22 protein-coding genes and 1 riboswitch are annotated in these 21,583 nt (G+C 51.9%); of the genes, 1 reads left to right on the top strand and 21 read right to left on the bottom strand.

From position 1 onward, the window contains the following. Window position 1 precedes the first annotated feature (1 nt). The 21 genes from cbiB to sdaAB form a co-directional block, all read right to left on the bottom strand. Entirely contained in the window at window positions 2-976 is a 975-nt protein-coding gene (cbiB, locus tag B5E64_RS03840; RefSeq protein WP_087167201.1) for an adenosylcobinamide-phosphate synthase CbiB, read from the bottom strand. Continuing rightward, entirely contained in the window at window positions 973-1,548 is a 576-nt protein-coding gene (locus B5E64_RS03835) for a histidine phosphatase family protein (protein ID WP_087167200.1), read from the bottom strand. Before B5E64_RS03835 ends, cbiB begins: the two co-directional genes overlap by 4 nt. 49 nt (window positions 1,549-1,597) lie before the next feature. After that, window positions 1,598-2,380, bottom strand: coding sequence for an adenosylcobinamide-GDP ribazoletransferase (locus B5E64_RS03830; RefSeq protein WP_087167199.1), 783 nt, complete (start codon window positions 2,378-2,380; stop codon window positions 1,598-1,600). Then, window positions 2,377-3,447 carry a nicotinate-nucleotide--dimethylbenzimidazole phosphoribosyltransferase gene (cobT, locus tag B5E64_RS18335; protein WP_242960077.1) on the bottom strand — a complete coding sequence of 357 codons (1,071 nt, stop codon included), beginning with the start codon at window positions 3,445-3,447 and terminating at the stop codon, window positions 2,377-2,379. Before cobT ends, B5E64_RS03830 begins: the two co-directional genes overlap by 4 nt. After that, window positions 3,422-4,849: a cobyrinate a,c-diamide synthase gene (locus B5E64_RS18330; protein ID WP_242960076.1), complete on the bottom strand. Its 1,428-nt coding sequence runs from the start codon at window positions 4,847-4,849 to the stop codon at window positions 3,422-3,424. The genes cobT and B5E64_RS18330 overlap by 26 nt, the downstream gene beginning before the upstream one ends. After that, window positions 4,842-6,074: a precorrin-6y C5,15-methyltransferase (decarboxylating) subunit CbiE gene (gene cbiE / locus B5E64_RS03820; RefSeq protein ID WP_087167198.1), complete on the bottom strand. Its 1,233-nt coding sequence runs from the start codon at window positions 6,072-6,074 to the stop codon at window positions 4,842-4,844. The genes B5E64_RS18330 and cbiE overlap by 8 nt, the downstream gene beginning before the upstream one ends. Then, window positions 6,058-6,807: a precorrin-3B C(17)-methyltransferase gene (cobJ, locus tag B5E64_RS03815; protein ID WP_087167197.1), complete on the bottom strand. Its 750-nt coding sequence runs from the start codon at window positions 6,805-6,807 to the stop codon at window positions 6,058-6,060. Before cobJ ends, cbiE begins: the two co-directional genes overlap by 17 nt. Beyond that, a complete protein-coding gene (gene cobM / locus B5E64_RS03810; RefSeq protein ID WP_087167196.1) occupies window positions 6,804-7,592 on the bottom strand; it encodes a precorrin-4 C(11)-methyltransferase in 789 nt (262 codons plus the stop codon). The genes cobJ and cobM overlap by 4 nt, the downstream gene beginning before the upstream one ends. Beyond that, window positions 7,592-8,323, bottom strand: coding sequence for a precorrin-2 C(20)-methyltransferase (gene cobI / locus B5E64_RS03805; protein ID WP_087167195.1), 732 nt, complete (start codon window positions 8,321-8,323; stop codon window positions 7,592-7,594). The genes cobM and cobI overlap by 1 nt, the downstream gene beginning before the upstream one ends. Next, complete coding sequence (gene cbiD / locus B5E64_RS03800) at window positions 8,320-9,534, bottom strand: cobalt-precorrin-5B (C(1))-methyltransferase CbiD (RefSeq protein ID WP_087167194.1); 1,215 nt, start codon at window positions 9,532-9,534, stop codon at window positions 8,320-8,322. Before cbiD ends, cobI begins: the two co-directional genes overlap by 4 nt. Window positions 9,535-9,536: 2 nt before the next feature. Further along, window positions 9,537-10,322: a sirohydrochlorin cobaltochelatase gene (locus B5E64_RS03795; RefSeq protein ID WP_087167193.1), complete on the bottom strand. Its 786-nt coding sequence runs from the start codon at window positions 10,320-10,322 to the stop codon at window positions 9,537-9,539. 153 nt (window positions 10,323-10,475) lie between these two features. Beyond that, window positions 10,476-10,665: riboswitch (cobalamin riboswitch) on the bottom strand. A 73-nt stretch (window positions 10,666-10,738) separates the two neighbouring features. Beyond that, a complete protein-coding gene (locus tag B5E64_RS03790; RefSeq protein ID WP_162610127.1) occupies window positions 10,739-13,534 on the bottom strand; it encodes an SMC family ATPase in 2,796 nt (931 codons plus the stop codon). After that, window positions 13,531-14,661, bottom strand: coding sequence for an exonuclease SbcCD subunit D (locus tag B5E64_RS03785; RefSeq protein WP_087167191.1), 1,131 nt, complete (start codon window positions 14,659-14,661; stop codon window positions 13,531-13,533). The genes B5E64_RS03790 and B5E64_RS03785 overlap by 4 nt, the downstream gene beginning before the upstream one ends. A 10-nt stretch (window positions 14,662-14,671) precedes the next feature. Continuing rightward, complete coding sequence (locus B5E64_RS03780; RefSeq protein WP_242960075.1) at window positions 14,672-15,202, bottom strand: cob(I)yrinic acid a,c-diamide adenosyltransferase; 531 nt, start codon at window positions 15,200-15,202, stop codon at window positions 14,672-14,674. Beyond that, window positions 15,178-15,756 (bottom strand): bifunctional adenosylcobinamide kinase/adenosylcobinamide-phosphate guanylyltransferase, encoded by a 579-nt coding sequence (locus B5E64_RS03775; protein ID WP_087167190.1) that lies wholly within the window; start codon window positions 15,754-15,756, stop codon window positions 15,178-15,180. Before B5E64_RS03775 ends, B5E64_RS03780 begins: the two co-directional genes overlap by 25 nt. Then, window positions 15,741-16,544: a precorrin-6A reductase gene (gene cobK, locus B5E64_RS03770; protein WP_087167189.1), complete on the bottom strand. Its 804-nt coding sequence runs from the start codon at window positions 16,542-16,544 to the stop codon at window positions 15,741-15,743. Before cobK ends, B5E64_RS03775 begins: the two co-directional genes overlap by 16 nt. After that, the gene (locus B5E64_RS03765) at window positions 16,541-17,677 is read right to left on the bottom strand and encodes a cobalamin biosynthesis protein (RefSeq protein WP_087167188.1); all 1,137 of its coding nucleotides are present in this window, start codon (window positions 17,675-17,677) and stop codon (window positions 16,541-16,543) included. Before B5E64_RS03765 ends, cobK begins: the two co-directional genes overlap by 4 nt. Continuing rightward, window positions 17,655-18,041, bottom strand: coding sequence for a DUF6483 family protein (locus tag B5E64_RS03760; RefSeq protein WP_087167187.1), 387 nt, complete (start codon window positions 18,039-18,041; stop codon window positions 17,655-17,657). Before B5E64_RS03760 ends, B5E64_RS03765 begins: the two co-directional genes overlap by 23 nt. A gap of 15 nt (window positions 18,042-18,056) precedes the next feature. Beyond that, on the bottom strand, window positions 18,057-19,022 hold the full coding sequence (locus B5E64_RS03755; protein ID WP_087167186.1) for a type II CAAX endopeptidase family protein: 966 nt from the start codon (window positions 19,020-19,022) through the stop codon (window positions 18,057-18,059). A gap of 81 nt (window positions 19,023-19,103) precedes the next feature. After that, window positions 19,104-19,979, bottom strand: coding sequence for an L-serine ammonia-lyase, iron-sulfur-dependent, subunit alpha (gene sdaAA / locus B5E64_RS03750; RefSeq protein WP_087167185.1), 876 nt, complete (start codon window positions 19,977-19,979; stop codon window positions 19,104-19,106). A gap of 11 nt (window positions 19,980-19,990) precedes the next feature. After that, window positions 19,991-20,659 carry an L-serine ammonia-lyase, iron-sulfur-dependent subunit beta gene (gene sdaAB, locus B5E64_RS03745; protein ID WP_087167184.1) on the bottom strand — a complete coding sequence of 223 codons (669 nt, stop codon included), beginning with the start codon at window positions 20,657-20,659 and terminating at the stop codon, window positions 19,991-19,993. 238 nt (window positions 20,660-20,897) lie between these two features. Here sdaAB and B5E64_RS03740 point away from each other — a divergent pair, with 238 nt between their 5' ends. Next, the gene (locus tag B5E64_RS03740; protein WP_162610126.1) at window positions 20,898-21,506 is read left to right on the top strand and encodes a putative ABC transporter permease; all 609 of its coding nucleotides are present in this window, start codon (window positions 20,898-20,900) and stop codon (window positions 21,504-21,506) included. The last annotated feature ends 77 nt before the right edge of the window (window positions 21,507-21,583 follow it).

Raw genomic sequence — 21,583 nt, 5'->3', positions numbered from 1 at the left:
TTTATATAATCACAATCAGCCTTGCCAGCCCGAAAACCAGCAGCCCCAGTACAGCCGTCCCATAGAGCAGCCGGTTTGCCCGTCTGATATCCTCCCGTTCAATCGGGCGGATGTCATCCCCGATATACGGTTTCTCGTACAATTTTCCAAAATACCACGCATTTCCCGCCAGGCGGACCGAAAGCGCTCCCGCACAGACCGATTCTGTCTGAGCCGCATTCGGGCTTTTGTGGTTGTGACGGTCTCTTCTGTAGATCTTCCATGCATTTGCCATGCTGTAATGTCTGCTGTCAAACAGTCCCAGAATTCCGGCCGCTCCGATCATCAGAAGCGCCGAAAGCCTTGCCGGAATCAGATTGAACAGATCATCCATTTTTGCTGCCGTCCGGCCAAAATCCAGATACCGGTCGTTTTTGTAGCCCACCATGGAGTCCATCGTGTTGACCGCTTTATAAAAAAAGCCAAGCCCTGCGCCTCCGATCATCATATAAAACAGCGGGGCAATAATTCCGTCGGACGTGTTCTCCGCCACCGTCTCCACCGCAGCCTTCACCACGCCTTCCTCTGTCAGGCTTTTCGTATCTCTCCCCACAATCATGGACACGGCCTTTCGTCCGTCCTCAATCGTCCCTGTATCCAATGCCTGTTTTACTTTCATGCTTTCTGTCTTCAGAGACTTTGTGGCAAGCAGCTGCCAGCACCAGAAACTCTGAAGCAGGAAAGAAAGCACCGGATGAATCTGAAAGGCCGCCCACAAAAAGAAGCATGGAACGAGTGTTGCAATTCCCGCTGTTCCGATCCAGAGAATGGTTCCCCTTCTTCTGAGACTCTCCGGAGAAACTCCCTCTTTATACAGCTTCTTTTCCAGTCCGCTGATCAGATGTCCGATGATACGTATCGGATGATAGATCCAGGACGGATCTCCAAAGAGCAGGTCCAGTATAAATCCTGCCACACATGCTGCCAAAATCATCATAGTTTTCTTTCCACCTTACATTGCTTCTCCCCGGTTTTCCACCGGTCCTCAAAAATACGGACCTGATATCCACATCCGTTTCCACAGCTCCACTCATAGTATCCCAGTTTCGGAACCGCGTATGCTGAAAGCACTGCCATCAGCGTGCCTCCGTGGGCGACGATGGCCGCCCGTTCGATCTTCTGTTCCATCAGATCCTCCACGGCCCGTTCAAAGGTCTCCCACGTCCGTTCACAGAAGGATTCCTTCGACTCGCCTCCCGGAAACGGCAGTTCTCCTCCGGAATCGATCCACGCCTGATAGGAAGGATCTCCCGTCAGTTCCAGATAATTCTTCCCTTCAAAAGCGCCGAAATCACATTCCCGGAATCCGTCCCATACGATCTGTTCCACCTCCGGATAAAGGAACTCTGCCGTCTGACGACACCGTATCATGGGACTGGTCAGGACAATCTCCGCACGCGGCATCTGCTTTTTTTCCGCCACCGGAAGAATCGGTTCGTCTGTCGTTCCGATATATCGTTTTTCCAGATTTCCGGCCGTTGCAAAATGCCGGATCAAGGTCAGTTCCATCGTTCTTCTCCGTTTCTGTTTCGTCTCTTTACAGACCGTTTTTTCTCCATCAAAACCGGATCATCCAGGACCAGGCTGTCAGCACCGTCAGTACAGTAAGTTCAAAGACCTGGAGAAACCAGCCTGCCAGATCCCCTGTAATGCCGCCGAACTCCCGCACTGCCATCCTGAGATACCGGGCAAACACTGCTCCCGCCGTAAAAAGCAGAAGCACTGCCGGGATGACGCCGGATACTGCCACCAGAAAAATCACACCTGCTGCAAGATAGATTCCCGTGGAAATCCATACTGCCTTTTGTCTGGCGGATTCCCGGAACGCAGCCGCAAGTCCGTCTGATTTTGCTCCTTTTCCGACCGTCACGGAAAGGCCGCTCAATGTTCTGGACAGAACCATGGCGCAGGCCATCCCCGGAAGGACCTTCTCATCTGCCGCCGACCAGAGGGCCAGACTCCAGAGCAGATATATGGCCGCACTGATCACTGCAAAAGCGCCGGTGTGCGGGTCTTTCAGAATCGCAAGCTTTTTCTCCCGTTCTCCGTAGGAATGCCTTGCATCCGAAGTATCCAGAAAACCGTCCATATGAATTCCGCCCGTCACCAGAAGCGGAAGGATCGTCAGAAACACAGCCGGAAACAAGGCCGGAAGTTTCCCCGCATCCCGAAGGCCAAACAGCACAAGTCCGGTTCCCCACGTCAAAGCTCCGGCTACGGCTCCTACCAGAGGGAAGAAGCAGAAGGCATACTGCATGGACGGTTTCGTCCACTGGACTTTGGGCATGGGGATTTTGGAATACATGGAGAAGGCAATGATAAAGGATCGAATCCATTTCATGATGTATACTCCTTATACTGTTCTACCTGAATATCCTCAAAGGAACTCATCTCCTCGTAGACCATCATGGCCATATCCAGAAGCGGGAAGAGCGCACAGGCCCCGGTTCCTTCTCCAAGAGCCATGCCAAGATCCAGCACGGCCTCCAGTCCAAGCTCCTCCAGAATCCGGTTATGAGCAGGTTCTTTCGACCTGTGGGAAGCAAACAGGTATTCCTTCACCTTTGGTTCTATCCGCACCGCAGCAAGGGCAGCCACTGAGGAGATAAATCCATCCAGCACCGCCGGAACCTGGTATCTGGCACATCCTAAGAAAACTCCGGTCAGTCCCGCAATATCCAGTCCTCCGACCTTTGCCAGAATGTCCACCGGATCCGACGGGTCCGGATTTCTCCTTGCCAGCCCTTCTGTGATGACTTCCTTTTTCCGGATCAGGCCTTCATCGGAAAGCCCGGCTCCCCGTCCGGTCATCACTCCGGCAGCCTCCCCGGTAAGGGCACAGGCCACGGCGCTGCTGGTCGTCGTATTGCCGATTCCCATCTCCCCGGTAGCAAGGATCTCATATCCCTGCGCTTTCCGCTCTTTTACAATCTTCATTCCGGTCAGGATGGCACGGACGACCTCCTCCCTTGTCATGGCCGGCTCTTCCAGAAAATCCTTCGTCCCGCAGGACACCTTGTATTCTGCTTTCGTAAGTCCCTCCACGTCCGTTAAAATTCCGATATCATAAGGCAGGATGTCTGCACCTGCCACCTTTGCCATTTTACAGACACTGGTCTGCCCTGTCATGAAATTTCCCGCTACCACAGCGGTCACCTCAGCTCCGGTCTGGGAGACGCCTTCCTTTACAATCCCATTGTCCGCACAGAGCACCACAATCCCCTTTTTCTGTAAAGATGGATGAAGCCTCCCCTGAATTCCCGCGATCCTTGCAAGCATCGTCTCCAGCGCCCCCATTCCATGAAGAGGCTTTGCAAGATGGTTCCACCGGGTAAGAGACGCTTTTCTTACCTCCTCATCCGGCAGTCTGATCTGTTTGATCTCATTTTCCCATGTCGTCTCCGGCATTTCCTTTCTCTCTCCTTTCCAGACAGCATCCGACAAAGCGTTTGGCAAATGCCGGATTGGAGTCATAGCTGATATGCGCAAATCCCGCAAAAACCTGCTGCTTTTCTTCCATACACTCCCAGGACCGCTGCCCGTCCGGCTTCACAGCCAGACAGCGGTCTCCGTTTTCGGTACAGTCCCAGTAATGAAACTCATGGCCACGGATCGTCTCACCCCGTTTCAAAAACAAAAGCTCCTCCTTTGGCTCCAGAGTCAGATATCCAAATCGTCCTAATGTATGCGTCCGGTACCCTCTGCCTTTTAAAAATCCGGTCATCGGGTACATCATTCCGTCTTCGCCTTCCAGTTCCTCTTTCAGATAGAGAAATCCGCCACATTCCGCATGGCATGGAAGTCCTCCTTTCAGGCTCTGAAGCACCGATTCCCGCATGGACACATTTTCAGACAGCTCCTTTGCGTAGAGTTCCGGGTATCCCCCTGCCAGAATCAGGCCATCGATGCCATCCGGCAGAACCGCATCATGAAGCGGAGAAAACGGTACAATCTCGCATCCCAGTTCCCGTAACAGTTCCAGATTATCTTTATAGTAAAAGCAGAACGCCTCATCCTTTGCCGCGGCAATCCGGAGTTTCGGCTTTTCCGTCCCTTCTTCTTCCCCAGCTTCTTGTTCTCCCGTTTCCAGATCCGGCGCTTCTTCTGCAATCTGTAACAGCAGCTCCAGATCCAGCGTCTCCTCTGCCTGTTCCGCAAGCAGATCCAGTTTTTCCTGCAGTGCCTCCACTTCCTCCGGGAGAATCAGCCCCAGATGTCTGCTTTTTAATTCTGCATCCGCCATCTTCGGGAGATAGCCTGCCAGCCTGACCGCATGGCCGTTTTCCCGCAGCCACTGCTCCAGTACCGGCGCAAGCTTTTCATAGGTACGTCCGGTGATCCCGTTCAAAATGACCGCCCGGATCTGCCCCGCCGTTTCATATTCCAGATAGCCTTTCAGAAGCGCCAGCACCGAATGTCCCATTCCCCGGCAGGAAACGACCAGAGCCACCGGCATCTGAAGGACAGATGCAATCTCACTCGTACTCCCCTTCGGGCTTTCCAGACTCATTCCGTCATAATATCCCATGACTCCTTCCGCCACTACCAGATCCGCACCCCTGCTGTGCCGTTCCAGAAGCTGCTTTTGCATCCCGGGCTCATGGAAGAAAAGATCCAGATTTTCAGAAGGAATGCCGAGAACCTTCTCATGGAAAAGCGGGTCAATATAGTCCGGTCCGCACTTACATGCCGCCAGGGCAAGGCCCCGCTTCTGATATGCCCGCAGCAGCCCGCAGACAATGCTCGTCTTCCCGCATCCGCTTCCGGTTCCGGCAATCAGAAGCCGTCCTGTCTTCTTTGTATCATTCATGATCCGCTTCCTTTCTTCCCTGAAACACAGCCATCCACACCGGATTCTGGGCTGTCATCAGATGGTAGGCTCCCATCTTCCGGCTGCCTGCTGCCTGAATCTGCATCACCTCGGCTGTCTCCCACCGGCTGTCCTGCAAAAGTTCCGTCATCTCCCGGATCGTTTCCATGCTGACCGCAGTCAGCACAATCCTGACAGATGAATTTTTCGACAGACAGGTTTCCACAATCTCTTTCAGCCTGCTTCCGCTTCCACCGATAAACACATGGGTCGGCGCAGGAAGATCCGAAAGCGCCTCCGGTGCGTTTCCCTCTACAATCTCCACCTGATCGGTCCGCCATTTCCGCTTATTTTCCTGAATAAGAGCAATTCCTTCCGGATTTCTCTCCACAGCATAGACCCGGATGGAGCCGTCCTGAAGCGCAGCCTCTACCGACACGCTTCCGGTTCCTGCCCCGATGTCATAAAGAACCGCATCTTTCTGAAGCTTCAGGGCGGCAACCGCCATGGCCCGGACTGCCGACTTGGTCATCGGCACCTTTCCCCGGATCAGCTCTTCATCTTCCAGATGCCGTCCCACAAACGTGTCGTAGTCCGGATTGTGCACCCAGAGTACGGAGAGCCCGGAAAGCAGCTCCGGCGTCAGCTCCCGGATCGTTCCGCGAAAGAAAACTTCTTCCTCATACGAAAGATCCCGTCCTGCTGCGGCTTCCAGATGATCCAGCCCGTACCAGGACATCTTTTCCAGAAACTGCTCTGCTGTCTCTTTGCCGCCAAGAAGCAGGAAGGTGTGTTCGTGGGTACAGATCTCATAAACCGCATTCTGTCCGGTTCCGTGAAGGCTGACCAATGCCGCCTTCTCCCACGGCACCTGACAGCGTGCCGCCATGCAGATCACTGATGAGATACCCGGCAGCACCCGGATCTCCCATCCACTTCCTTCCAATCGCTTTATAAGCTGTTTTGCGCCGCTGTAAAATCCAGGATCGCCGGAATATAAAACGGAGATTTCTTCTCCTTTTTCCTGCTCCAGAGTCGTCATGATCTCCTCCGGACGGTAAGATGTATAGCATCCTGCCTCTTTCTTCCGGATTGATTCTACGCTTTGCAGCATCCTTTCGGCACCGATCAGTACAGTGCTTTTCCGGATCTGCTCCCTGGCTTCCTGTGTCAGGCTTTTGTTTCCGTCTGTTCCGATTCCAATCAGATTAATCTTCTTTTTCATATCGATATCCTCTCGGCGTCACCATCGCCTCCCCGATCACTCTTGTCTGGGAATTGCCGATGAACACCGTGGTAAACATGTCTGTCCCGGTTTCTTTCAGTCTTCCAAGGGTTGTCACATGCTTTTCCTCCCCGTCTCTTGCGATCTGGCGCACATAGCCGCAGACCGTATCCGGGCTCTGATATTCCAGAAGAATCTCGCAGGCCCTCCGGAGATAATCTTTTCGTTTCCGGCTGGATGGATTGTAAAGGCAGATGGCAAAATCCCCTTTTGCCGCAGACCGCAGACGCTCTTCAATCTTCTCCCACGGCGTCAGAAGATCGCTCAGGGAAATGACCGCAAAATCATGGATGAGCGGAGCTCCCAGAACGGCCGCTCCCGCAGTGGCGGCGGTAATTCCCGGAACCACCTCGATCTCCACTTCCGAATATCCGCGTTCTTTCCGGATCTCATGCATCAGACCTGCCATGCCGTACACTCCGGCATCCCCGCTGCAGATCATGGCCGTTGTCCTGCCCTCCCGGGCTTCCCGGAGTGCCATCTCACAGCGCTCCACTTCCTTTGTCATCGGCGTAGTCAGAAATGTCTTCCCCGGAAACTGCTCTTTTACCAGATCCACATAGACGGTATATCCGATGATCACCTCACAGGATTCCATCGCCCGCACGGCCCGGATCGTCATCTCCTCGTAGGCGCCCGGCCCGATTCCTATGACATATACTTTCTTTTTCATTCTTCCGTCTCCCCGTCTTTCTTCGTTCCTTCCCGGAACATGGTGGTAAATTCCGGATCATACAGCTTCGACCGCTCATATCCGGTTTTCTTTCCGCCTTCCAGTACTTCTCCCACTACAATCAGCGCAGTCTTCGTCACATGGTTCGCTTTGGCGGTTTCGGCCAGCGTTTCCACAGTACACCGGTAGACCGCTTCTTCCGGCCAGCTTGCCTTATAGACGATGGCCGCAGGTGTATCTCCCGGATAGCCCCCCGCCATCAGTTCTCTGGAAAGCGGTTCCAGAAGTCCGGTGCTTAGGAAAAGCACCATGGTTGCCTGATGAGCCGCAAAGCTGCGGATCGATTCTTTTTCCGGCACCTTGGTCCGGCCTTCCATCCGTGTGATAATGACGGACTGGGAAATCTCAGGGAGGGTGTATTCCAGTTTAAGAGCTGCCGCCGCTCCGGAAAAGGAGCTGACTCCCGGACAGATCTCATAGGCAATTCCCCGTCTGTCCAGCTCATCCATCTGCTCTTTGATGGCTCCGTAGAGACTTGGATCTCCGGTGTGAAGCCGTACCGTCGTCTTTTTGTCCTTTTCTGCTGCTTCAAGCACTTCCAGCACCTCTTCCAATGTCATATAGGCACTGTCATATACCTCACAAGTTTCCTTTCTGACCTGTAACAGTTCCGGATTGACCAGTGATCCGGCATAGATAATCACGTCCGCCTCTTTCAGCAGCCGTTCGCCACGCACGGTAATCAGGTCGCATGCTCCCGGCCCTGCTCCGACAAAATGTACCATCAGGATCCCTCCTTTATCACAATCAGCGAATAATAGCTGGATTTCTCCGGCACATCGTCCGGATTTTCATAAATCTTTTCATTTTCCATCCCGCAGTTTTCCACCATCCAGAACCGGTCGTTTGACGCCTTGACCGTCTCTTTAACATAAGGCATCTTTTTCCCTGTTTTCATCAGGATTTTCGTTCCGGAAAGCTTCAGCCCCTCTTCAATTCCATAGGAGGCCGGCAGGATATGAATCTCCTCTTTATTTTCCGCAAGCCCCAGGTTCAGGGCCGCTGCCGCCGCGCAAAACGACGGAATTCCCGGTATGATCACCGCCTGGTACCCGTCTTTTTGCACCCGTTTATGAATATACAGGTAGGTCGAATAAATGGACGGATCTCCAAGGGTCAGAAATGCAATGTTCATTCCTTCGTCCAGATATTCCTCCACCTTCTTCGCTCCCGCATCGTGAATGCGTTTCAGTTCTTCTTTTTCTTTCATCATCGGCATCGGAAGGCAGAGCACCGGCTTTTTACGAATCTCCGGCACTTCCGGCAGCACAATCTGATATGCCGTACATCGATCGAGATACGGCATCCCTTCCTCCCAGATACACGGCTCCTTCAGTGTACTGTCAGACACCGGAACTGCGATCATATCACAGGACCGGATTGTCCGGACCGCCTTCAGCGTCAGAAGCTCTGCCTCTCCCGGTCCTGTTCCTGTTCCATATAAGATTCCACTCATTCTTTTTGTCCTTTCCGTTCCTCTTTGATCTGCCTGAGAAGCTCCATGGCGCCTTCCGTCTTTCCAAGGATCCCCCATTCTTTGGAGAAAGTCAGAAGTTCCACCTGGACTTCTCCTCTCGTTCTCTGATTGATATGCCAGGAGATACACTCCATGATCCGGGACATCACGTCTTCCCGGATTCCGGCCCTTGTCAGAACGGCAAGCATCTCATCTGTCGTGACGCTCTCCTCAATCTCAGGCACCAGCCCGATCAGCTTTTCCATGCGCCCCGGATCTTCCTTTAAAGCCCCGGCCGCAAGATGGGAAAGCGCCGCAAGAAACACCTCCGCACGCGCGTCCGCTATCCTCGAGTGGGTATTCATGACACCTGCCGCAAGCTTGGCAAACTTTCCGATGTGCCCCACAAGAAGAACTCTCGGAAATCCAAGCACCACTGCCATATCCAGCGCCTCGCCCACATAGTTGCTGCATTTGACCGCCCGGTCCGGGGAAAAGGAAAGCTCTTCTTTCAGGAAATCACTTCCGTAATTTCCCGGCACCAGACAGAGCGTCTGAATTCCTTCCTGTTTTTGTACTTTCATTTCCAGAAGGATGGTCTCCGTCAGAGCCTGCTCACTCATGGGTTCCACAATCCCTGTTGTTCCAAGGATGGAAAGACCGCCCAGAATCCCAAGTCTTGGATTGAATGTCTTTTGGGCAAGTGCTTCCCCCTCCGGCGCAGAAATGGTCACTTTCAGCGTCCCGCAAAATCCGGCTTCCCCGGCTGCCTGCCGGACTGCTTCCGTAATCATCTTCCTTGGCACCTTGTTGATGGCAGGCGCTCCTACCGGCTGCTCCAGCCCCGGCTTTGTCACCCGGCCGATCCCCTCCCCGCCTTCCAGCACAATCCGCACCGGCTCCGAATCTGGTTCCTGCCGTTTATCGGACTCTTTCTTTACTTCGGCAAAGACGAGCATTCCGTGGGTAATATCCGGATCATCTCCTGCATCTTTCCGGACCGCGCATGACACCACATCGGAATGACGCACGATCTCCTCCACTTCCAGAAGCAAGGTCTCTCCTGCCGGGACAGTGATGCGGACTTCCCGGATTTCCTCTCCGGAAAACAGCATGATTGCCGCCGCCCTGGCCGCTGCCGCCGCGCAGGTTCCCGTCGTATATCCTCTTTTCAGTTCTTTTTGTCCCTTGATGACTGTCTGCTTTTCCATCTTTATCCTTTCGGACACTCCTTTGCTTCCCTGGCGTGACGCACAAACATCTGCCGGATGCCCGGAATCTCTCCGAGACCTTTTAAGACGGTGCGCACTTCATATCCTTCTCTTGTCAGAATCGATTTCCAGGAATCCGCATCCTCTCCTGCCATGTCGTTTTTCGCATGGTCGCCCGCCACAATCATGAACGGCATCAGAAGAATCTTTTCGGCCTGCTGCTCTTTCAGCTTTTTCAGTACTTCCTCCATCTCCGGGAAGCCTTCTACCGTGCCGACTACCACGTTTCGGTATCCTTTCGCCCAGAAGGTATAATCGAGGGCCGGATAGGCCGCATTGGTATGGTGCTCCGTCCCGTGTCCCATGAGCACTAATGTTTCTTCCTCTTTGAGTCCGGCATCCTCCATAATCAGGTGTACCGCCTCCTCATAATCTTCCATCGTGGCAAGAAGCGGTGCTCCGATGCGGATTGTTTCAAACCGTTCCCGGTACGGCTCGATCTGCTCTGTCATCTTTTCGTATTCAAATCCGTGGATGATATGGGTCGGCTGGATGAGAAGATCCTCAATTCCGTCCCGCGCCATCTGCTCCATGGCTTCCTCCACGTTGCAGATTTCCATCTGAAACTCCGATTTCAGTTTCTTCAAGATCATTCCGCTTGTAAACGCCCGGTACAGCGTCCGGTCCGGGAATGCCTCCGCAAGCGCCTTCTCTACTGCTCCGATCGTCTTTTCCATTGTATCCAGGTGGCTCGTTCCAAAGCTCACCGTCAAAACTGCTTTTTTCATATTTGTCCTCCCATATGGGCCTGACATCGACGACTGACACCAAAAAAGGATATGGAAAAACAGACAGTTCTTTCCTCTGCCTCTTTTCCCATATCCGTTTCTATTTCCCTTTGACGTCCTCTTTGATTCTCGTACTTGTCATAATCCCGTAACCTTTCCGAAGCATCTAAAAGCAGGTATTCTGACTTAAGGATCCGCGCTTTTCTCTCCCTTCCCATGCATCCGCACAGTGGCCTTTTCTTAAGAAAGCTCCCCTCATACAGCAACGGGCATTGTTCCGGATTCTCACCGGATTCCCTTTTACTCCTTCTGAAACTAAGGTACTTTTAAATGATTTCTCTGTTTGATTCCTGTTTATGATACCATTGGCCAAGACGGCTGTCAACCAGCCCCGCCCTGCGGCAGTCCGGAAGGCATTATCCGATGACCACCTGTGTCCGGCTTTCTCCGCCTTTTTCTTTCTTTACGAGAATCTTTTTGTCGATCCGGTCTTTCAGTTCAGCCACATGGGAAATAATTCCCACCAGCTTATTCCCTTCACTTAAAGAGGCAAGGGCGCGGACCGCCTTATCCAGCGCTTCCTCATCCAGTGTCCCGAACCCCTCGTCCACAAACATCGCTTCCATCCGGATACCTCCGGCCATGGACTGAATCTCATCGGAAAGCCCAAGTGCCAGGGATAGTGATGCCTGGAAGGACTCCCCGCCTGACAGTGTATGAATGCTGCGCTGTGTACCGTTGTAATGATCGATCACATCCATATCAAGGCCGCTCTGGCTTCTCCGGTTGTCCGCCGTCTTTTTGCGGACCAGCTCATACTGACCGTCTGTCATGACAAGAAGCCTGCGGTTTGCACGAATAAGAATCCGGTCGAAATAGGCCATCTGCACATAGGTTTCCAGCATGATTTTTTCCTTTCCTCCAAGTGTGCCGTTGACCGTATCGGAAAGAGCGCCGGCAATCCGGTATTCATTCTCTGTCTCTTCCTGCTGCCTCACGGCCGCCCTCATCTTCTCAAGGGCGGACCTGTCTGCACTGAGCACCGGAAGGAGCTGTTCCTTTTCGGCAAGCAGACGCTGCTTTTTCAGGAGTGTCTCCTGTTTTTTCTGTTCCAGCTCCTCTTTTTCCCGGTGTTTCTCCTCTTCCGGCGTCTCCCGATCTTTCTGCTGTTCCGTCCAGACACGGATGGATGCTTCGCAGGCAGAGATCTCATTTTCCGTGCTCTGGTATGCCGCTTTTGCCGCTTCCAAAGCCTCTTCTTTTTCCTGTTTTTCCAGCTCCATCTTCCGGATCACATTGCGTGCCTCTTCATAGGAATCATACGGAAGGCTCTCCCCGATTTCCTGAATCCGTTTTCCTTCTGTTTCCTGTTCTGTCCGCATGGAGGCCGTCTCCCGTTCCAGATGAAGAATGATGCCTGTCTGTTCTTCTGTCTGTTGTTCCAGCTCTTTTTCCCGCTTCTGCGCATCCTGCTTCTGCTTTTGCTGTTTGTTCAGACTTTCTTCTTTTTGCTGCAGTTCCCGTCTCCGGTTTTCCAAAGTGCAGCCTTCCTCTTTCATTCTCTGGTACGCTTCCTTCAGACCCGCCGGTTCTTCATCCGGCCAGAGCAGTGCGGCCTTCTGCCTGAGCTGGCCTGCCGCCGTCTCAGTGCGGCCTTTGGCCTCGCCTGCCTTCCGGCTCTTTTGCTTATCCTCTTCCATGAGCATATCAAGTACTGTTTTTTTCTGTTTCAACGTCTGTTCATCAGGGATTTCTTCCGGCTTTTTCGCCGGATCCGGATGATGCAGGGCACCGCACACCGGACAGGGTTCCCCGTCTGTCAATCCGGCTGCCAGGATCCCTGCCTGCCCGTCCAGAAATGCCCGTTCCAGCTCCTGATACTCTTTTTGTGCCTTCTCTACCTTCTCCCGGACGCAAAGGTAGGCCTCCTGCGCAGTCTCCTGCTCCTTTCTTGCCTCCTGGTACTGCCCGCAGATCAGCAGAAATTCTTTCAGATTCTGATGTCTTTCTTCCGTCTGCTGTTTCTGCCGCAGAAGTTCTTTCCATGCCTCCTCCGGATCAGGAATCTCCGACAGCAAGGCACGGCACCGCTCGATTTCTTCTTTTGCCTTTCTCTGCTTTTCCATTACAGCTGCCAGGCGGTCAGAAAGATTCCTGGCCTCCTTGCGTCTCTTCTCCCAGGATTTCTTCTTTTCCTCCAGTTCCCGGTAAGTCTCCAGCTGCATGGATTCTTTCAAAATCCGCTCCTGCACCAGTTCATTATCTTTTGCATTCTCCTGCGCCTTCCGAAGTGCTTCCTGGCAGACCGCCTTTTTCCGGATCAGCTGTTCCAGTTCTTCTTTCTGCTGTTTTTCTCCCCGCTTTGCTTTCAGCTCCTGAACAGCCTCATTCAGCCTTTCGCCATACTGCTGTGCTTCCTCTTCCGTCCGGCTGATCTCCTTTTCCAGACGTTCTTCTTCCTTCTGCATTGTTTCAAGGATGTTCTCAATCGTCAAAAGCCATTCTTCCTTATCCGGACTTTGCAGGCTTTCCTCCCAGTTTGCCCGAAGCGCTTCCTCTTTCTCCGGTATCAGGATGCCGTCGGCATACTGGCGGATACTCTGCTCCACCGCCTCGTATGCTCTTTTCAGACCTGCCGCTTTCTCCTTGATTTTCTCCTGAAATACCTGATATGGCGCCGTGTGGAACAGCATCCGGAAAATCCGGCTCTTTTCCTCAGTGGAAGAAAAGAGCATCTTCTGGAACTCTCCCTGAGCCAGCATGGCAATCTGTGTAAACTGCTCTCTTTTCAGTCCGAGAATTTCCTCGCACTTTTCTGTAACAGTTCTGGCGCCCGTCACCACACTTCCGTCCGGCATTGTCAGAACGGCATCCGCCTTCTGGGTAATCCATCCTTCGCCCCGCTTTTTCGGGCGCTGGTATTCCGGATTCCGGTGAATCTGATATCTTGCACTGCCGACCGAAAATGCCAGCTCCACATAAGTTTCCTCCCCGTTTGCTGCATATTTGCTTTGCAGCATATCCGCTTTTCTTCGGTTTCCGGAAGGCTCACCGTAAAGGGCAAAGGTGATGGCATCAAAAATTGTCGTCTTCCCCGCGCCGGTATCCCCGGAGATCACATAAAGTCCATGCTTTCCCAGCTTGTCAAATGGAATCTCCTGTCTGGACGCATAAGGGCCGAATGCGGATAAAATCAGTTTTTCCGGTCTCATCTTTCTTCCTCCCATACTTCTTCCATCATCTCTTCGACCAGTTTGCTCTGCTCATCCGAAAGCGGCCGGCCGTTAACCACCTGATAGAACTCCGCGACAACTTCATCCGGCCGCTTTTGTTCTACCGCTTCCATTTCTTCATACTGCATCTGCGTGCGTACCCGCACATTGTCATAGTCAAGCTTCATCAGATTCGGATAAATCATCCGAAGTTTCCCGACCGCATCCATCACATCTTCCTCATCGGTAAGTGTAATGTGAAAGTAGGAATCCCGCTCCTGCGTCTCGTAAAACGGCCGGCTCGTCAGCTGTAAATATGTCCCTTTCAGTTCCTTCATATCCCGCAGAGGGGTAAGCGGAACTGTTTTGATCGCGGTCTCGCCTTTTTCTTTCAACTCCACAATGGTCACGGATTTCTGATCATGTACCTCGGAAAACGAATATTTCAAAGGCGTTCCGCAGTAGCGTACTGTCTCCCTTGTGACAGACTGGGGTCTGTGCAGATGACCAAGGGCTACATATTCAAATCCGTCAAACACCGACACATCCACCTGATCCAGGCCCCCGATGGAGACCTCCTCCGACTCACACTGTACGGCTCCCGCCACAAACTGATGGGCTACCAGAATATTCCGCTTTGCAGGATCCAGATCTGCCTCTTCCAGCACTGCGCGCACTGCGTCCGTGTATGTCTGGATGTCTTTTTCCGGATAGACACTCCGCACCTGTGCCGGTTTTAAAAACGGCATCAGCCAGATGGAAAGTTCACCGTATTCATCCTCCCGGTCCACTTTTTCCAGAAATCCTTCTGATGCCATATACACGCCGCTTTTCTTAAACAGCTCCGCTCCAAAGGAAAGCCTGTCCCTGGAGTCGTGATTTCCACTTATGAAAAAGACCGGAATCTTCCGGTCCGCAAAGCTGCTCAGCAGATAATCAAGAAGCCGCACTGCTTCCGCTGGCGGAACAGGCTTGTCATAGACATCACCTGCAATCAGCACTCCCTGCGCCTGCTCCTGATCGGCAATCTTCAGAATCTGCTCAAGAATGTGGGCCTGATCCTCCAGCATGGAATACTCATTGACCCGTTTTCCAAGATGCAGATCCGATATATGCAGCAATCTCATAATTTTCCTCCTAATATTCAATTCCTTCCCGTGCAGGGACGCCCCGCTCAAACGGGTGCCGCACCGCCCGGATCTCGGAAATATAATCTGCCATTTCCAGAATCCGCGCATCCGGATTCCGTCCCGTCAGGACGACTTCCAGATGCTCCGGCTTCTCCTTAAGAAAGGAAATTGCCCGTTCTCCGGGAATCAGCCCGTGCCCGAATGCCGCCATAAATTCATCCATCACAAGAATGTCGCTGCTGCCGGCCCGGCACTCGATGTCTTCCCAGATCCGTTCATACTCCTCTTTCATCCGCTCTTTTTCTTCGTCAGTCAAAGTCCAGTAAAATCCGTATCCTTCCGGCATCCGGATCCGCTCGATCTGCGGGATCTGATCCAGAACGAAAAGCTCTCCGGAATCTTCATTCTTTAGAAACCGGACAAGGAGAATCTTTTTTCCTCTTCCGGCGGCCCGGATCATCATCCCGATGGCAGCGCTGGTCTTTCCTTTTCCATCCCCGCAGTATATATGAATCAATCCGTTTTGTCCCATATCCATGTTCCTTTCTCCATATGAAGATGTCCGCTTCCTTTCCAGAAATACGGCAGGCCGTACACCGCTTCAATAAACACATCGGATTTTGCCATCAGATAGCGGTTTACCCGGCCTGCCACAAAAAGGTACTGTTTCATTTCATCGTCTTTCGTTCCGCTTTGAAACATTTCGTTTGTCACAACGACAAGATGGTCCGCACTGTCAGCGAAATGTTCGATCCCTCGGATGATCCGCTCTGCCGTCTCCTCCGGGTCCTGCATGGAAAAATCTTCTCCGCTGTAAAGCTCATTGGCAGCGAGATTGGAAATACATTCCAGCAAGATGAGCGGCACCTTCTCTTCAAAATGAATCTCTTCCAGTCCGGACGGACATTCCAGCGTAGTAAACTGTCTGCCCGCCCGCTGTTTCCGGTGTCGTTCGATCCGTCTTCTGCTCTCCTCATCATACACCATCATCGTCGCCGCATAGATCTTCGGGCCGCTGCACAGGCTCTGGGAGATGTCTTCTGCCATGGCGGACTTTCCGCTTCCGCTCCCCCCTGTTACTGCAACGAACATGCGCGGATCCTCTCTACTGCTTCCTCAAATGTACTTCCTTCTTCCTTCGGCCGTTCCACCACTACAAGCACCGTTCCGGTCTTTGCGGCAGCTCTTGCCTTATCATCAAAACCGCCTGCGCTTCCGGACTCTTTCGTAATCAGCCAGGATGCCTTGACATGATGAATCGTTGCGATATTCATCTCCTCGGAATATGGCCCCTGCATGGCAATCAGATGATCCCCTTCCAGTCCGAGACGTACGCTTTCCTCCACGGATTCTTGCGTGGACAGTACTCTTGCATAACAACGGTTCCGGTAGTCTGTAAGCCTTGTATAGGCAGAAAGCTCCTTGCTTCCTGTGGTAATCAGGATATTCCCCTCCGTCTTCTCCAGAAATTCTACACCTTCTTCGATCGAAGAGACATAGATGAGGCCTTCCTCTTTCTGCACCGGCTTTCTCAGAAGCCTGATATAAGGAACTCCCGTCTCCCGGCATGCCTCTTTGATATTTTTCGTCACTTCACGGGCAAACGGATGGGTGGCATCCACAACAAGATCAATCTCCTGTCTGCGGATATAGTTTTTCATTTCCACCTCTTTCATGCGTCCTGCGATGATATTTAAGTTTCCGGCCTGTACCTCTCCGTGCTTTGCATATGGCGCCCGTTCTTCTTCCGTTTCCTTTAAAAGACATTCTTTTCCGTATTCCGTGGCCACACTGACAAAAACTTCTACCGGAAAGTGCTTGATCTTCTCCATCAGTTCTTTTCCTTCTGTTGTGCCAGCAAAGATTAAGATATGCTTCATGTTTTTTCCCCCTTTCGTTCCAGGTCCGCCATCCGGGGCGTCGGCTGCTTTGTCTCTCCAAATATTACTTCGCAGCGCATACGTACCACCGCAAGTGTCAGATCCCGGAATGTTTCTTTTTTATAAATCAGATCTCCGGACTGTCCTGCAAGAAGCGCCGCCCTCTCGCATACATTGTCCGTCCCTGTTATATTCTTTACAAAATCAGAAGAGGATGTTACCTGCTTCACCGTATTAAGCTCCCCGGCCGTGTACGTCCGAAACGGAATCCCGTATTCTGACGCAAAATCAAGGATTCCCTTCTCATCTGCTTTCCGGTCAATGCTTGCAAGCACACCGATCTGGTCTGTCTTCCATCCTCCACGCCCCAAGACGCTTCGGATCTTTTGTTCTATCTTTTCTTTTTCTACACCTCTTCTGCATCCGATTCCGACACTTAGTATTTTCGGGTACAGATGCAGAATGCCTTCCATCGCCTTCTCCGGCTTTTTTTCAAGCACGGCAATGCCCGGCAGCGTTTCTTTTAGCTTCCTGTACTCCTGCTTTATCAGAAGCTCCTCCGGCACGTTCCCCTTCACCGGGAAGTCCGAATAAAAACCAACTGCTCTTCCCTGCAGAATCCGGGCCGAAATCTCTTTTGCAAGAGCCCTGTCCGAAATCTGCATTCCGTTTTCCTTCGCAAACAGATCCACCGCGAATTTCCGGTTCAGATCGGTGGCTGTCGTAACTACCGGAACCGCCCCGGTAAGAGCGGAAATAATCCGGGCAGTCTCCCCTGCTCCTCCCAGATGACTTGAAAGCAGCGGAATGATATATCCGCCTTTTTCATCCATTACAAGCACCGGAGAGTCCGTGAACTTATCCTTTACAAGCGGGGCAATGCTCCGGACGGCGATTCCTGCCGCTCCGATAAAGAGATAGGTGTCTTTCCCCCATCCTTCCCCGACCCAGTCGTACATGGACGTCACTTCACAGAGCATACTGCCTCCCGGCGCTGTACCTTTCCGGTACCCTACACAGGAAAGTCCCGCCTTCTCGAGCGTTTCTCTCAGGAGGTCATTTCGCCGGTGTCCTTCGGATGTAAAGCTGATGACGCGAATGGTGCCGCATTTATTTTCCCATGCTGATTTCAAGTCCGCTCACCCCAAAGTCCTCTGCCAGAGATTCCATCCCCTCTCCGATTTCTTCTCTCGTATACTGGTGTTCCTCCAAAAACTCCTCGTCCATATGTGCCAGATGAAGATAAAAGCAAAGTGCCATCTCAAACATCTGCAGATCCCCTGTCTCCAGCTCTTCCAGAAGAAGATTTTCCGCTTCATTGATCTCCCCTGCGTCCGCAAGAGAAAGGATCTTTCTGTAAAGGCGGTCCACCTCATTATCCATCGCTTCATATTCTGGAAGCTCATATTTCGCTTCCTCTTTTCCAAGAATCAGTCTGGCCAGAAACCTTCCCTGGTCTTCCAGCCTTCTCAGTACAAAATCCTGTTTCAGTCCCATTGCTGTCACCTCTTTTTAGTAGTAAATCATACGTCCAAATGCGCCGGCCGCCGCTGACGCAATCACAAGGAAACATCCGAGCACGAAAAGTCCGACGGCTGCACCGATCAGAATGTAGAGATGTTTCTTTCTGTGTCCGCCAAACATCTTTCCTTCATATCCTTTTCTTCCCATGTGAATCAGGAAATTGCCCGCGTAAATCAGGACAAGGGCAATCCCGGTCATCGCAACATAGATCCCTGCCGACGCGAGGTTATAGGAAAAGCTGTAGGAACCCGTCTGTGAATATGCCGCGCTTCCGGCCACCTGATAAAGGCCGTCCATCAGCCACTGCATTCCGAACATCAGGACCAGCGGAAGCAGATTGTTGATGGCATGGAACATGATATTGTAAACCATGTTTCCGGTTTCCGCCAGAAGATAAGCCATTGCCATCCCCAGAATGGCTGTCGGAAAGAAGCGCCAGATACTACCGTGAAATGCTCCGAAAATGCATCCTGTCAGCACAATGACTATCCACTTGTTTCCAATCGGCCAGAAGCTGTTAAAGACTATCCCCCGGAACACGGCCTCTTCGCAGAATGCCGGCGTGATGGATACGATCAGTACGGCAACCAGCACCGGAACACTTAAGAATGTATAAGAAAGTCCTGCACTTGTTCCCATGATTTCATCCGGGAAGAAACATGCAAGCACTACGGTAAAGACCATAGCGATCCCGATTGTTCCCATCCAGAAGAGAAAAGTACCAAACAGGCCGTGCGGAGTCGGTTTATGAATCGGGAATACGTATTTCGGATTACCGCGGAACAAAAAGGTGCATCCTACCGCACCGGCAAGCATCAAAAGCTCACTGATCAGAGTCCCGTAAAGTCCCATATAATTACTGAGCACCGGACCGATCAGAAAGATGCAGACCGCAGTCAGGATCAGGACAATCAGTCCATGGTAAGGTTTGAGTGGTTTCGTTTGTCTGTTCATTGTTACCCCTTCTTTCCAAAATCAAAACGGGGGAGGATGCTCCCCCGCTCTTTTCTCCTGCAAAATCCCCCCTACTCTTCCTTATCTGCCGCAGATCTCACAGCCAAGCGCACATCCGGTCGGTGTTCCCGCACAGCCGCCCATGGCTGTCTCCCTGAGTTCAAATGGAAGACTTTTTCCTACATGATACATGGCCTCCGCCATCTCATCAAACGGAATCACACTTTTCACTCCACTGAGCGCAAGTTCCGCGCAGGTCAGCGCGTTCGCCACTCCGATGGCGTTTCTGCTCTGGCAAGGTGCCTCTACAAGTCCCGCAATCGGGTCGCACACCATGCCGAGAAGATTTGCCATCGCAATGGATGCAGCATCCAGACACATCTGCGGTGTACCTCCCATCATCTCCACTACTGCGCTCGCGGCCATGGCAGATGCTGCTCCGACCTCAGCCTGACAGCCCGCCTCTGCTCCGGACACGGATGCATTGCGCATCAGAATATAGCCGACTGCCGATGCATTGAGAAGTCCTTTTAAGAGCATCTCATCATCTGCCTCCTTTGTATCACGGATGGCAAGCAGAACACCCGGAAGAACACCGGCCGATCCTGCTGTAGGCGCTGCCACGATCAGTCCCATGGAGGCGTTGACTTCCAGTACCGCCATACTGTAGGCAATCGCTCTTGACATCGGCGTGCCGCACACGGAAGAAGCGGCTCCCTCGTGGTCCGCCACAAGCTTTGCCTCCCCTCCGATCAGACCACCTATCGACTTTTTCGGATTTTTGATCGGCTCTTCCACCGCATTCTTCATAATTCCGAGTACTTCATAAAGCTTTTCCCTGATCGTTTCTTCCTGCATTCCACCGCAGGTAATCTCTCTTTGTTTCATCACTTCCGAGATCGGAAGCTGTTCCTTTTCACACACTTCAAGAAGTGTCTGTCCTGAAATAAAATCCATCCTGGCTCCTCCTACATCTGTACAAGCATCAGATCCTGTACGTTCTCGTTTTTGTGAATTTCATCCAGAATCTCTTCCGGAATCTGCTCGTCCGACTCCACGATTGTAAAGGCGGTCGCTCCTTTATCCTCGCGGAACAGTCTCATAAACGCGATATTCACTTCATGCCTGCTCAGACACTGGGTAATATGTGCCACTACGCCCGGTTTGTCAATCTGTCGGACAATCAGCGTACTGTACTCGCCTGTAAATTCCACATCAATGCCGTTGATCTGGACAATCTTAATCTTGCCGCCTCCGATGGACTCTCCTCTGACAAACAGATGGTGCCCGTTTACTCCGGTAATATCCATATCCGCTGTGTTCGGATGATCTGTCCTTGTCTCTTCATCAATGACAAACTCGTATTCTACCCCCATCTTTTTGGCCCATTCAAAGGCATCGCGGATTCTGGCATCATCAGTGTCAAATCCAAGAACTCCGCCTAAAAGCGCCCGGTCCGTCCCGTGCCCATGATACGTCTTGGAAAACGAACCATAAAGTGTAAAGATGACCTTTTTGATCGGTTCCGGACACATTTTGCGCGCCAGAAGCGCCATGGAACATGCCCCTGCTGTATGCGAGCTGGAAGGCCCGATCATATTCGGACCGATCACATCAAAAATACTCAAAAACTTCATACCCATATCCTCCGGTTACTTTCTTTGCTTTCCTTAATATAACATATTTCCGGATTCCTCAAAAGGGATTTCACAAAATCTGCATAGAAGATCGTGAAAATGATCGCACGAATCTTCATAATTTCTTAATTTTCCCCTGAAAATCTTTCGAATATCCTAAGAGTGGCTTTTGTTGTTCTTCGGTTTTATGTTTTACAATGGAACTATAAACAGGAAAGGAAAGAGAGGCGGAAAAGTTATGTTACAGAAATATATGATGGCAAAAGAAGTTTATACAACAGAAAAGGCGGGGCTCATTCAGCAGAGTATGCATCGGTACTCCATCTCTTCCTACATCCTGTTTTTCTTTACCTTTTCATTTGCAGGATGGCTCTGGGAAGTCCTTCTGCATGTATTTATCGATCATACTGTTGTAAATCGTGGTGTCCTCTATGGTCCGTGGCTTCCAATTTACGGATTCGGAGGAGTTTTGATTCTCCTCCTGCTCCGCCGCTTTGCCGAAAAGCCGCTTCAGGTCTTTCTGATGACCATGCTGACAGCCGGGACGATGGAATTCGTCACGGGAACCGTGCTGTGGAAGATCTATCAGATGCGCTGGTGGGATTACCGGGATTCCCTCATCAATCTCAAAGGATTTGTTTGCCTGGAAGGGCTGCTTCTCTTTGGAGCCGGAGGGCTTGTGATCCTCTATTTTGCGGCGCCGAAACTAAGCGTTCAGTACCGGAAGCTTCCGGATAAATTCCGGACGGTTCTGTGTATCTGTCTCCTTGGTATCTTCGTCATTGATGTCGTCTTCTCGCTGATGCATCCAAATGCCGGATTCGGGGTGACAGTGCCAAGACCATAATACGAACTCAGGGAAAAAGAAAAAGTTAAATCACAAAGAAAACCGCCTCACCTGCTGCAGTTCCTCCGCAGCCGTGA

This window comes from Drancourtella sp. An12, from assembly GCF_002160935.1.
GTDB classification, from domain to species: Bacteria; Bacillota; Clostridia; order Lachnospirales; family Lachnospiraceae; genus Sellimonas; species Sellimonas catena.
The sequence above is the reverse complement of the archived record's forward strand: the minus strand, read 5'-3'. Positions and strand labels throughout refer to the sequence as shown.